Below are 11,172 nucleotides of genomic sequence, written 5' to 3' on the forward strand. Positions count from 1 at the left end.
CGCGCGACCGGATCAGTACGCGCTGTTGACGTTGTCGATCGAGCCGTAGCGGTCGGCCGCGTAGTTGGCGGCGGCGACGATGTTGGCGACCGGGTCGTACTGGTCGAACTTGGTGCCCTTCACGTGGTAGGCCTTGAAGGTCGGGTAGATGACCTGGAGCAGACCCTTGGACGGCACGCCGTTGCGGGCGTTGATGTCCCAGTTGTTGATCGCGTACGGGTTGCCGCTGGACTCGCGCATGATGTTCTTGTGCAGCCCGTGGTAGGTGCCCGGGATGTTGTGCTTGTCCATGATGTAGAGCGCCTCGCGGATCCAGCCGTCGAGGTTGTTCGCGAAGACCGGGGTCCGGGTGACGGAACGGCTCGCGGCCGTCTTCTTCGCGGCGCGCTTCTTCGCGTCGGCCTTCGCCTTCGCCGCGGCCTTCGCCTGGGCGGCCCGCTTCTTCGCGGCCGCGTCGGCCTTCGCCTTCGCCTTCGCCTCGGCCTTCGCCTTCGCGGCCTTGGCCGCGGCCTGGGCCTTCGCCTTCGCCGCGTCCTGCTGGGCCTTCAGGCCGATGGTGGTGTGCTGGTCGGTCACGCTCGCGGCCAGCGCCTTCGCCTGCGGGCTGCCCGCGTCGTAGGACCAGGCGACCTTCTGGCTGGTGTGCAGCGCCTGCGGCTCGGTCTCCGTGGAGCCGTTGCCCGGCACGAGGGAGAGCGTCAGAGCGGCTGCGCCCAGGGCGGCGACGCCGGCGATCGTGGCCTTGTGGGTCTTCTTCAGACCACGACTGTGGCCAGGGGTGTTCTGAGACATGCAGGACTACCTCTTCGAATCGCTGGGGGTCGCTGGGCCGGGGCGGCGCTGCGCCTGCTCGGCGGCGACGGGGGCAATTCTTAGCGGCCGCAAAATCTCGTGGCAAAGGTGTGACGTACTATCCCGGCTAGTGGATCAGGGACCCGTGTACGTGCCCGAGACATGGCTTCAGGTCCGTTTCGCCCCGCCCTGAACCCGCCCGAAAGCCTCCACTAAGCAGCCTCGTAAGTGACCTGCGTCCTATGCGCGGGCTCACATCGGCCCCGTAACGAACTCACCAGCCGTTGCGGCAGCAATGCACACGGTGACCCTTCTCCGCCCCCAGGAGGAGAGCACCCCCGGAAAACTCCTCCCGAAGCCCCACCAGGCCCCACGCCCCACTAGGCCCCACGCCCCGCCGGGCCGCCGCCCGGCCATCCCACGCCCCGTTCGGGCCGGCACCCGGCCACCCCACGCCCCGGCACCCAGCCCGCCCGGACCGCCGCCCGCCCCGCCCGCCCCGCCGCCGGCCCTCGCGCACGCGCGCGTGCTCCCCTTGCTCCCCTCGGCCCGTCGCCCAGGGGCGCCCCACTCAGGGAGGCACCCCCACGGCGGAGGCCCTTCGACCTAGGTCCCGCGGCCCGCCCCCACGCCGTCCACAGCCCCATACGGACCGTCACACCCCGCCGGTACGGTGGCACCATGAGCCACCGACCGAGCTCCGGCCTCGCCGCCGTGAGCAGCGCCCTCCTGGCGATGAGCAGGCAGATGGAGGTCCGCGACGTCCTCAAGACGATCGTGGCCTCCGCCCGCGAACTCCTCGACGCCGAGTACGCGGCCCTCGGCGTCCCGGACGACCACGGTGGCTTCGCGCAGTTCGTCGTCGACGGCGTCAGCGACGAGCAGTGGCGGGCCATCGGCCCGCTGCCCCGGCAGCACGGCGTCCTCGCCGCGATGCTCCGCAAGGCCGAGCCCGAGCGGCTCGCCGACGTCCGCGAGGACCCCCGCTTCGGCGGCTGGCCCGACGCCCACCCCGAGCTCTCCGACTTCCTCGGCCTGCCCGTCCGGGACGGCGACGAGACCCTGGGCGCCCTCTTCCTCGCCAACAAGCGCTGTCCCAAGCCGGAGGGGAGCTGCGGCTTCACCGCCGAGGACGAGGAACTCCTCGGCATCCTGGCCCAGCACGCCGCCATCGCCCTCACCAACGCCCGCCTCTACGAGCGCAGCCGCGAGCTCACCATCGCCGAGGAGCGCTCCCGGCTCGCCCACGAGCTGCACGACGCCGTCAGCCAGAAGCTCTTCTCCCTCCGGCTCACCGCCCAGGCCGCCGCCGCCCTCGTCGACCGCGACCCCGCCCGCGCCAAGGGCGAGCTCCAGCAGGTCGCCGTCCTCGCCGCCGAGGCCGCCGACGAGCTGCGCGCCGCCGTCGTCGAGCTCCGCCCGGCGGCCCTGGACGAGGACGGCCTCGTCCACACCCTGCGCACCCAGGTCCAGGTCCTCGACCGCGCCCACACCGCCCGGGTCGTCTTCGACAGCCCCGGCGTCCGCGCGCTGCCCGCCGCCCAGGAGGAGGCCGTCCTCCGGGTCGCCCAGGAGGCCCTGCACAACGCGCTGCGCCACTCCGGCGCCGCGCTGGTCACCGTCACCCTCGCCCGGCACGGCCAGGGCGCCCGCCTCACCGTCACCGACGACGGCCGCGGCTTCGACCCGAAGGCGGTCCGCAGCGCCGGCCGCCACCTCGGCCTGGTGTCCATGCGCGACCGAGCCGCCGGAGCCGGCGGCGCCCTCACCGTGACCTCCGCCCCCGGCGAGGGCACCACGATCGAGATGGAGGTCCCCGGTGGCTGACAAGCCCATCCGCGTGCTCCTGGTCGACGACCACCAGGTCGTCCGCCGCGGCCTGCGCACCTTCCTGGAGGTCCAGGACGACATAGAGGTCGTCGGCGAGGCCGCCGACGGCGCCGAGGGCGTCGCCCGCGCGGAGGAGCTCCGCCCCGACGTCGTCCTCATGGACGTCAAGATGCCCGGCACCGACGGCATCGAGGCCCTCAAGCGGCTGCGGGCCCTCGACAACCCGGCCAGGGTCCTGATCGTCACCAGCTTCATCGAGCAGCGCACCGTCGTCCCCGCCCTGCGCGCCGGCGCCTCCGGGTACGTCTACAAGGACATCGACCCCGACGCCCTCGCCGGCGCCATCCGCTCCGTCCACGCCGGCCACGTCCTCCTCGAACCCGAGGTCGCCGGCGCCCTCCTCGCCCAGGAGGACTCCCCGGGCGGTACGGGACGGGGCACCACCCTCACCGAGCGCGAGCGCGAGGTCCTCGGCCTCATCGCCGACGGCCGCTCCAACCGCGAGATCGCCCGGGCCCTTGTGCTCTCCGAGAAGACGGTGAAGACCCACGTCTCCAACATCCTCATGAAGCTCGACCTCGCCGACCGCACCCAGGCCGCGCTCTGGGCGGTCCGCCACGGCCTCACCACCTGATACGCCCCCTTCACACGCCGGGGCGCACGCCCGTTCAGAAGGTCATACCGTCGGGTGCACATCCCCCGTTCGGCGCAACCAGAAGGAGCCGACGGCGTTCTCCAAGGCGTGCTGCGGCGGACCGGCCGCAGCGATGACCAGGAGGAAATACCAAGTGAAGAACCTCAAGAAGGCCGCTGCCCTCACCATGGTCGCCGGTGGCATCGTCGCCGCCGGTGCCGGTGTCGCCTCCGCCCACGGAGCCGAGGCCGACGGCAAGGCCCTCAACTCCCCGGGTGTCGCCTCCGGCAACCTGGTGCAGGTCCCGGTCCACGTCCCCGTGAACGTCTCCGGCAACACGGTCAACGTGATCGGCCTGCTCAACCCCGCCTTCGGCAACCACGCCCTCAACGGCTGACCCGCCGAACCCCCGGCCCCCGGAAGACCCCCCCGGGGGCCGGCCCATGTCCCGAGCCCCTCGCGGGCGGGCGCGCCCCCAGCCAGGACCGGGGGAGGACCGGCAGGAACCCCGTACGCCCCCGGGAAACGGCACCCGAGCGCACACGGGCCCCGCACCGGCCCCGCCCCCACGGGCGACCCGCCGGCCGCGGACTCAGTACCCCCGCTCCCGCTCCCGTTCCTCCACCCACGCGTTGTACGCCGCGACCTGCGCCCTCCGCGCGACCCGCTCCACCGGCGCCAGCACCGCCCCCCGCGCCGCCATTTCGGACGCGCTCACCGCGCCGCCGTGACCGTTGCCGTACGCCAGGTCCACCATCAGGCCGATCCGCCGGGCCAGCTCCAGGACGCGGACCGCGCGCGGCGGGTAACCGGGGGCCAGGACCTCCCGGTCCGCCTCCGCGCGGGCCCGGTACGCCTCGCGCGCCGCCTCCGCCGCCGGACCCGAGGCCGCCACGTCCAGCCGGGTCAGCGCCGCCGTCGCGTCCCGCAGCGCCTCCGCCAGCTCCCGCTCCGCCTCGCCCAGCGACGGCACGTCCGCCGGCGGCGCCTCCCGCACCGCCAGGCAGTGCCACACCACCTCCACGTGCACGTCCCCCGCGGGCCCGGCCTCCGAGACCTCCGGCACCAGCCCGTACGGCGCCCCGTACCCGACCACCGCCTCCTCCGCCGCCAGCGCCCGCGCGTTGAAGTCCGGCGGACCGCTCAGCCCCAGCGGATGCCCCGGCGCCGGCAGCGCCACCCGCCACCCGGTCACCCCGAGCCGCCGCAGCCGCCCCAGCGCCAGCGTCAGCCCCACCGGACCCGCCTCACCCGGCAGCCCCGCCACGCGGTGCACCGCGTCCTCCCCGACAATCGCCAGCGCCGCGTCGTCCGGCGACACCGCCCCGGCCAGCAGGGCATTGCCCCAGGCGGCCAGGCGTCCTGAACGTGGTTCCGAAAGCATCCCCCCAGAGTAGGGACCCGAAGGACGCCCTAGGGACCGGCCCGCCCCGCCGATGACGTAGGTTTTCCCGTGGACGCCGCGCCCGCGGCCCAAGGCGACGACACGAGCCGACACGACTCGACGGCAAGGGGAGACAACGCGCTCATGAGCGATGTACTGGAGCTGGTGGACGTATCCGTGGTCCGCGACGGACGCGCTCTGGTGGACGGAGTCTCCTGGTCGGTCAAGGAAGGAGAGCGCTGGGTCATCCTCGGCCCCAACGGCGCCGGCAAGACCACCCTCCTCAACGTCGCCTCCAGCTACCTCCACCCGTCCACCGGCACCGCCACCATCCTCGGCGAGCGCCTCGGCCGCGTCGACGTCTTCGAGCTGCGCCCCCGCATCGGCATGGCCGGCATCGCCATGGCGGAGAAGCTGCCCAAGCGCCAGACGGTCCTCGAGACCGTCCTCACCGCCGCGTACGGCATGACCGCCACCTGGCACGAGGACTACGACCCGGTCGACGAGGCCCGCGCCAAGGCCTTCCTCGACCGCCTCGGCATGAACGAGTACCTGGACCGCCGGTTCGGCACCCTCTCCGAGGGCGAGCGCAAGCGCACCCTGATCGCCCGCGCGATGATGACCGACCCCGAGCTCCTCCTCCTCGACGAGCCCGCCGCCGGCCTCGACCTCGGCGGCCGCGAGGACCTGGTCCGCCGCCTCGGCCGCCTGGCCCGGGACCCGTACGCCCCCTCCATGATCATGGTCACCCACCACGTCGAGGAGATCCCCCCCGGCTTCACCCACGTCCTGATGATCCGTCAGGGCAAGGTGCTCGCGGCCGGCCCGATGGAGACCGAGCTCACCTCCCGCAACCTCTCCCTCTGCTTCGGCCTCCCGCTCGTCGTCGAGCGCGTCGGCGACCGCTGGACCGCCCAGGGCCTGCCCCTCGCGTAGTCCCGCCCCGCAGGGCCCTGAACCGCCGTGACCCGCACAGCCACGGCACCGCACCGCGCCCTGTTCCGTACGGCCCCACCCGCCCTACCATGACCGCGTGGACATCGACGCATGGATCTGGTGGCTGATCGGCGCGGTGGGGCTCGGCATCCCCCTGGTCCTGACCGCGATGCCGGAGTTCGGCATGTTCGCCGTCGGCGCGGTCGCCGGAGCGGTCACCGCCGCCCTCGGTTTCGGCGTCGTCGCCCAGGTGATCGTCTTCGTGGCCGTCTCCGTCGCGCTCATCGCCGTCGTCCGCCCGATCGCCGCCCGCCACCGCGCCGGCGGCCCCGAACTCGCCACCGGCATCGACGCCCTGAAGGGCCGTCAGGCCCGCGTCGTGGAACGGGTCGACGCCGAGGGCGGCCGCATCAAGCTCGCGGGCGAGATCTGGTCCGCCCGCTCCCTCGACGCCACCCGCGTCTTCGAACCGGGCGACGAGGTCGACGTCGTCGAGATCGAAGGAGCGACCGCCGTCGTCATCTGACCGAAGCCCGCCCATGACGCCCCGGCGTCTGGGAAACTCGATCATCGGAAGAAACCCGGCAGACAACCGGCAGCGAAGGGCACGGGGAACACGATGTCAGCAGTCATCATCGTCCTGATCATTCTGGTGGTGCTCGTCTTCATCGCCCTGATCAAGACGATCCAGGTCATCCCGCAGGCCAGCGCCGCGATCGTGGAGCGCTTCGGCCGCTACACCCGCACCCTCAACGCCGGCCTCAACATCGTCGTCCCGTTCATCGACACGATCCGCAACCGCATCGACCTCCGCGAGCAGGTCGTCCCCTTCCCGCCCCAGCCGGTGATCACCCAGGACAACCTGGTCGTCAACATCGACACCGTCATCTACTACCAGGTGACCGACGCCCGGGCCGCCACCTACGAGGTCGCCAGCTACATCCAGGCCATCGAGCAGCTCACCGTCACCACGCTGCGCAACATCATCGGCGGCATGGACCTGGAGCGGACCCTCACCTCCCGCGAGGACATCAACGCCGCCCTCCGCGGCGTCCTCGACGAGGCCACCGGCAAGTGGGGCATCCGCGTCAACCGCGTCGAGCTCAAGGCCATCGAGCCCCCGACCTCCATCCAGGACTCGATGGAGAAGCAGATGCGCGCCGACCGCGACAAGCGCGCCGAGATCCTCAAGGCCGAGGGCATCCGCCAGTCCGAGATCCTGCGCGCCGAGGGCGAGAAGCAGTCCGCGATCCTGCGCGCCGAGGGCGAGTCCCAGGCCGCGGCCCTCCGCGCCGAGGGCGAGGCCCAGGCCGTCCGCACCGTCTTCGAGGCCATCCACGCCGGCGACCCGGACCAGAAGCTCCTCTCGTACCAGTACCTCCAGATGCTCCCGAAGATCGCCGAGGGCGACGCCAACAAGCTCTGGATCGTCCCCAGCGAGATCGGCGACGCCCTCAAGGGCCTCTCCGGCGCCCTCGGCAACATGGGCCCCGGCGCCCCCGCCCCCTCCTTCACCAAGGACGTCCCGTCCGCCAGGCGAGAAGAACCCACCGTTGACTGACACGTACACGTAATTCCGTGCATGATCGGTGCGAGCCCCTCGACCCTTGCCGCACGCAGGGCGGGGAGGCGAGCCACTGACCATGTGAGGAAACGGCTTTGTCCATCTGGGAAGCCCTGGCGGTCTTCGCCGCCGGCATCGGCGCCGGCGCCATCAACACCATCGTCGGATCGGGGACGCTGATCACGTTCCCGGTCCTCCTCGCGACCGGGCTGCCGCCGATCACCGCGAACGTCTCCAACGCTCTCGGCCTCGTCCCCGGCTCCATCAGCGGGGCCATCGGCTACCGCCGCGAACTCAAGGGCCAGACCCGCCGGGTGCTCCGCCTCGGCGCCGCCGCCCTGGTCGGCGGCCTCATCGGCGCGGTCCTCCTCCTCGCCCTCCCCTCCGAGGCCTTCGACGCGATCGTCCCCGTCCTCATCGGACTGGCCCTGATCCTCGTCCTCTTCCAGCCCCGCATCGCCGCCGCCGTCCAGCGCCGCCGCGAGGCGACCGGCACCGAGGCCCATCCCGACGGCGGCCCCGCCCTTCTCGTCGGCCTCACCCTCGCCAGCATGTACGGCGGCTACTTCGGCGCCGCCCAGGGAGTCCTCTACCTCTCCCTCATGGGCCTGCTCCTCCACGACGACCTCCAGCGGATCAACGCGGTCAAGAACATCCTCGGCGCCCTCGTCAACGGCGTCGCCGCCGTCTTCTTCCTCTTCGTCGCCGAGTTCGACTGGACCGCCGTCCTCCTCATCGCCGTCGGCTCCACCCTCGGCGGCCAGATCGGCGCCAAGGTCGGCCGCCGCCTCAAGCCGGCCGTCCTGCGCGGCGTGATCATCGCCGTCGGCGTCGTCGCCATCCTCCAGCTGACCCTGAAGTGACCCCGGTACGCCGGAGGGCCCGCCCCTCACCGGGGGCGGGCCCTCACGGCTCCGTACGGATCAGGCGGCGGTACGGGCCAGCCACTCCGGCAGCTCCGACCGCTCACCGGCCCGCATCGCCAGCAGCATCGCGTCCGCCGGCGTCGGCACGAACGGCTCGAAGAGCAGCGGCATCCCCGCCTGCTCCGGCGTCCGGTCCGCCTTGCGGTGGTTGTCCTCCGCGCAGGAAGCGACCGTATTCAGCCAACTGTCCCCACCACCCTGCGCCCGCGGCACCACGTGGTCCACGGTCGTCGCGCGCCTCCCGCAGTACGCGCACCGGTGCTGGTCCCTGACCAGCACCCCCCTCCTCGACCACGGGGCCTGTCTTCGGAACGGCACCCGGACGAAACGGCAGAGCCTGATCACCCGGGGCACCGGCAGGTCGACGGCGGCGGCACGCACCCGCAGATCGGGGTGGGACTGCTCCACGACGGCCTTGTCCTGAAGGACAAGCACCACCGCACGGTTGAGTGTGACCGTCGAAAGCGGCTCGAAGCTCGCGTTCAGTACCAGCGTGTCCCGCATGTGCCCACCTCCCGTTGTGCCGGCCCGGCCCCCCCCATAGGGCTCTCGGGCTTGGATCAAACGATGGCCGGGCCGGCCGGGGTCGGACAACGCAATTTCGTGCGCAACAAAAGATGCCCGCTTCTGATCTCTCCAAGACCAGAAGCGGGCAAACAACAAGCGAACGATCAGCCTGCCGCGGGAGCCGCGTACTCACCGACCAACTGGGCCCGGCCCAGCGTGTGGAAGCGCAGGTTGAACCCGACCGCGGCCGGCGAGGCGTCGGAATCCGGCCCCAGCTTCTCCGTGTCCACCGCGTACACCGTGAACACGTACCGGTGCGCCGGGTCCCCGGCCGGCGGGGCGGCCCCGCCGAACTCCTTCGACCCGTAGTCGTTGCGCGCGTGCACCGCGCCGGCCGGCAGCCCCTCGAAGGAGCCCGAACCGGCCCCGGCGGGCAGCTCGGTCACCGACGCCGGGATGTCGAAGAGCACCCAGTGCCAGAACCCGCTGCCCGTCGGCGCGTCCGGATCGAAACAGGTCACGGCGAAGCTCTTGGTCTCCGCCGGGAACCCCTCCCAGCGCAGCTGCGGGGAGACGTTCCCCTCCGCGTACACCTGAGCGTCCTTCAGCACCCCGCCGGGCGCCACGTCGTCGCTCGTGACGGTGAACCCGGCCACCGGCGGGTGGAAGGCGTGGGGGAGCGGTGCCCTCTGCCCCTCGGACATGTCGAACCTCCGAATCGCTCGCACTACATCCAGTTGCGACGGCCGCCGACCTCGGCGAGCCACTGGTTGAGGTAAGCGTTCCAGTCCGTGCCCCGGTAGTCGTCGAGACCCACCTTGAACGCGCGGAAGGAGTCGCTGCCCTCGGTGAACAGCCCCGGCTTCTTGTCCATCTCCAGGACGACGTCCATCTCGCGGTCGTCCGCGACGAAGCTGACCTCGACCTGGTTCAGGCCGCGGTACTGCTGCGGCGCGTAGAACTCGATCTCCTGGTAGAAGGGCAGCCGCTGGCGGGTGCCGCGGATGTGTCCGCGCTCCATGTCCGCGCTCTTGAAGCGGAAGCCCAGCTGGACGAAGGCGTCGAGGATGGCCTGCTGCGCCGGCAGCGGGTGCACGTTGATCGGGTCGAGGTCGCCCGAGTCGACCGCCCGCGCGATCTCCAGCTCGGTCTTCACGCCGATCTCCATGCCGTGCAGCCGCTGCCCGGCGATGGTGTTGATCGGGGTCTCCCAGGGGATCTCCAGCCCGAACGGCACCACGTGCGTCGCGCCGGCCTTCACCTCGAAGGCCCCGCCGAGCCGCACCTTCACGAACTCGATGTCCTGCTTGTGCTCCTGGTCGCCGCCCTCGACCTCGACGCGCGCCTGGAGCCCGACGGAGAGCCCCTCGATCTGCTGGTCGACGTTGCCGCCCTGGATCCGGACCTCGCCCTGGACGACACCGCCCGGGACCACGTTCTCCTCGGTGAGCACCGTCTCCACGGTCGCCCCGCCGGCACCCAGGCTCGCGAGCAGCTTCTTGAATCCCATCGCACTCTCTCCTTCTCGTTCCTGTCCCCTACATACGCGCGACGACCGTAGCGGGTTCCGCGGCGTTCGCCGTTACCCTCGGACGCCATGAGCGAGACCCCCGACCGTACGCCGCTCCCCAGGAGCTTCTTCGACCGCCCCGTCCTGGAGGTCGCCCCCGACCTCCTGGGCCGCACCCTCGTCCGCACGTCGGAGGAGGGACGGATCGAACTGAGACTCACCGAGGTGGAGGCGTACGCCGGCGCGATCGACCCCGGCTCGCACGCCTTCCGCGGCCGCACGGCCCGCAACGCCGTCATGTTCGGCCCGCCGGGACACGCCTACGTCTACTTCACCTACGGCATGTGGCACTGCCTGAACCTGGTCTGCGGCCCCGAGGGCGAGGCCGGCGGTGTACTGCTCCGAGCGGGCGAGATCCTCCACGGTGCCGAGCTGGCCCGCCCCCGCCGCCGCTCGGCCCGCAAGGACGCGGAACTGGCGAAGGGCCCGGCCCGCCTCGCCACCGCCCTCGACGTCCCCGGCTCCCTCAACGGCGCCGACGCCTGCGCCGGCCCCGACGCCCCGCTCGCCGTCCTCACCGGCACCCCGCCGCCCCCTTCCCGGATCCGTACGGGCCCCCGCACGGGCGTCGGCGGCGACGGCGCCCCGCACCCCTGGCGCTTCTGGATCGCCGAGGACCCCACGGTCAGTCCCTACCGTCCCCACACGCCCCGGAAGCGCCGACTTGACCCGGCCAGGGCAGACGCGTAATGTAGCCCGAGCCGCTTGAGAAGGTGGTGCTTGTTCGAGCACCCCGAGAGCGGCCATCCACTCACCACGAAGACTTCCCACGGGGCCTATTTCGGCATGCCGAAATTCGTTTCGAAAGGCTCGATTATGAGCCGCCCGGGAAATCGGCTAAAGTAGTGGACACGCCGAAAGGCAAAGGCAGCCAACAGGCCACCGGAAACGAAATCCGAACCGGAAACGGAACGGAAAAGGATCTGGTAAGGTTGGAAACGAAGGAAGCGCCCGGAGGGCCCGCGGAAATCGGGACCGAAGGAAGCGTCCGCACCTTGAGAACTCAACAGCGTGCCAAAAATCAACGCC

At 71.7% G+C, this 11,172-nt stretch carries 14 protein-coding genes; 8 read left to right on the forward strand and 6 right to left on the reverse strand.

The genetic code is table 11. The features are described from left to right. Nucleotides 1–12: 12 nt before the first annotated feature. Nucleotides 13–792, reverse strand: a complete 780-nt coding sequence (locus AB0E83_RS18375) for a transglycosylase SLT domain-containing protein (protein WP_362112273.1) — start codon at nt 790–792, stop codon at nt 13–15. A 681-nt stretch (nt 793–1,473) separates the two neighbouring features. Here AB0E83_RS18375 and AB0E83_RS18380 point away from each other — a divergent pair. The 3 genes from AB0E83_RS18380 (at nt 1,474) to AB0E83_RS18390 (ending at nt 3,653) form a co-directional block, all read left to right on the forward strand. Further along, the gene (locus tag AB0E83_RS18380; RefSeq protein ID WP_362112276.1) at nt 1,474–2,619 is read left to right on the forward strand and encodes a GAF domain-containing sensor histidine kinase; all 1,146 of its coding nucleotides are present in this window, start codon (nt 1,474–1,476) and stop codon (nt 2,617–2,619) included. Continuing rightward, nucleotides 2,612–3,256 (forward strand): response regulator transcription factor, encoded by a 645-nt coding sequence (locus tag AB0E83_RS18385; RefSeq protein ID WP_362112279.1) that lies wholly within the window; start codon nt 2,612–2,614, stop codon nt 3,254–3,256. Before AB0E83_RS18380 ends, AB0E83_RS18385 begins: the two co-directional genes overlap by 8 nt. A 154-nt stretch (nt 3,257–3,410) precedes the next feature. Then, nucleotides 3,411–3,653, forward strand: coding sequence for a chaplin (locus AB0E83_RS18390; RefSeq protein WP_043219578.1), 243 nt, complete (start codon nt 3,411–3,413; stop codon nt 3,651–3,653). A gap of 195 nt (nt 3,654–3,848) precedes the next feature. Here AB0E83_RS18390 and AB0E83_RS18395 read toward each other — a convergent pair whose 3' ends face one another. Continuing rightward, nucleotides 3,849–4,640 (reverse strand): hypothetical protein, encoded by a 792-nt coding sequence (locus tag AB0E83_RS18395; RefSeq protein ID WP_362112283.1) that lies wholly within the window; start codon nt 4,638–4,640, stop codon nt 3,849–3,851. Nucleotides 4,641–4,784: 144 nt separating this feature from the next. Between AB0E83_RS18395 and AB0E83_RS18400 the strand changes: the two genes are divergently transcribed. From AB0E83_RS18400 to AB0E83_RS18415, 4 genes are all read left to right on the forward strand, one after another. Next, complete coding sequence (locus AB0E83_RS18400; protein WP_362112285.1) at nt 4,785–5,576, forward strand: ABC transporter ATP-binding protein; 792 nt, start codon at nt 4,785–4,787, stop codon at nt 5,574–5,576. Nucleotides 5,577–5,673: 97 nt separating this feature from the next. Further along, nucleotides 5,674–6,102: an NfeD family protein gene (locus AB0E83_RS18405; protein WP_362112288.1), complete on the forward strand. Its 429-nt coding sequence runs from the start codon at nt 5,674–5,676 to the stop codon at nt 6,100–6,102. Between the two features lie 93 nt (nt 6,103–6,195). Then, a complete protein-coding gene (locus AB0E83_RS18410) occupies nt 6,196–7,137 on the forward strand; it encodes an SPFH domain-containing protein (RefSeq protein ID WP_362112290.1) in 942 nt (313 codons plus the stop codon). Between the two features lie 98 nt (nt 7,138–7,235). Then, entirely contained in the window at nt 7,236–8,003 is a 768-nt protein-coding gene (locus AB0E83_RS18415; RefSeq protein WP_362112293.1) for a sulfite exporter TauE/SafE family protein, read from the forward strand. A gap of 60 nt (nt 8,004–8,063) precedes the next feature. Here the strand turns inward: AB0E83_RS18415 and AB0E83_RS18420 are convergent, their stop codons facing one another. From AB0E83_RS18420 to AB0E83_RS18430, 3 genes are all read right to left on the reverse strand, one after another. Then, nucleotides 8,064–8,570 carry an HNH endonuclease gene (locus tag AB0E83_RS18420; protein ID WP_031015619.1) on the reverse strand — a complete coding sequence of 169 codons (507 nt, stop codon included), beginning with the start codon at nt 8,568–8,570 and terminating at the stop codon, nt 8,064–8,066. 167 nt (nt 8,571–8,737) lie between these two features. Then, complete coding sequence (locus tag AB0E83_RS18425; protein ID WP_362112296.1) at nt 8,738–9,277, reverse strand: YbhB/YbcL family Raf kinase inhibitor-like protein; 540 nt, start codon at nt 9,275–9,277, stop codon at nt 8,738–8,740. 23 nt (nt 9,278–9,300) lie between these two features. Then, nucleotides 9,301–10,083: a sporulation protein gene (locus tag AB0E83_RS18430; protein ID WP_362112299.1), complete on the reverse strand. Its 783-nt coding sequence runs from the start codon at nt 10,081–10,083 to the stop codon at nt 9,301–9,303. 87 nt (nt 10,084–10,170) lie between these two features. On the opposite strand from AB0E83_RS18430, the gene AB0E83_RS18435 reads away from it, so the two are divergent. Further along, nucleotides 10,171–10,833 carry a DNA-3-methyladenine glycosylase gene (locus AB0E83_RS18435; protein ID WP_362112302.1) on the forward strand — a complete coding sequence of 221 codons (663 nt, stop codon included), beginning with the start codon at nt 10,171–10,173 and terminating at the stop codon, nt 10,831–10,833. Between the two features lie 86 nt (nt 10,834–10,919). Here AB0E83_RS18435 and AB0E83_RS18440 read toward each other — a convergent pair. Beyond that, nucleotides 10,920–11,172 (reverse strand): hypothetical protein (locus tag AB0E83_RS18440; RefSeq protein ID WP_362112305.1); only part of this gene is annotated, 253 nt, incomplete at its 5' end.

Origin of the sequence: Streptomyces sp. NPDC035033 (genome assembly GCF_040636735.1) — a bacterium.
GTDB lineage: Bacteria > Actinomycetota > Actinomycetes > Streptomycetales > Streptomycetaceae > Streptomyces.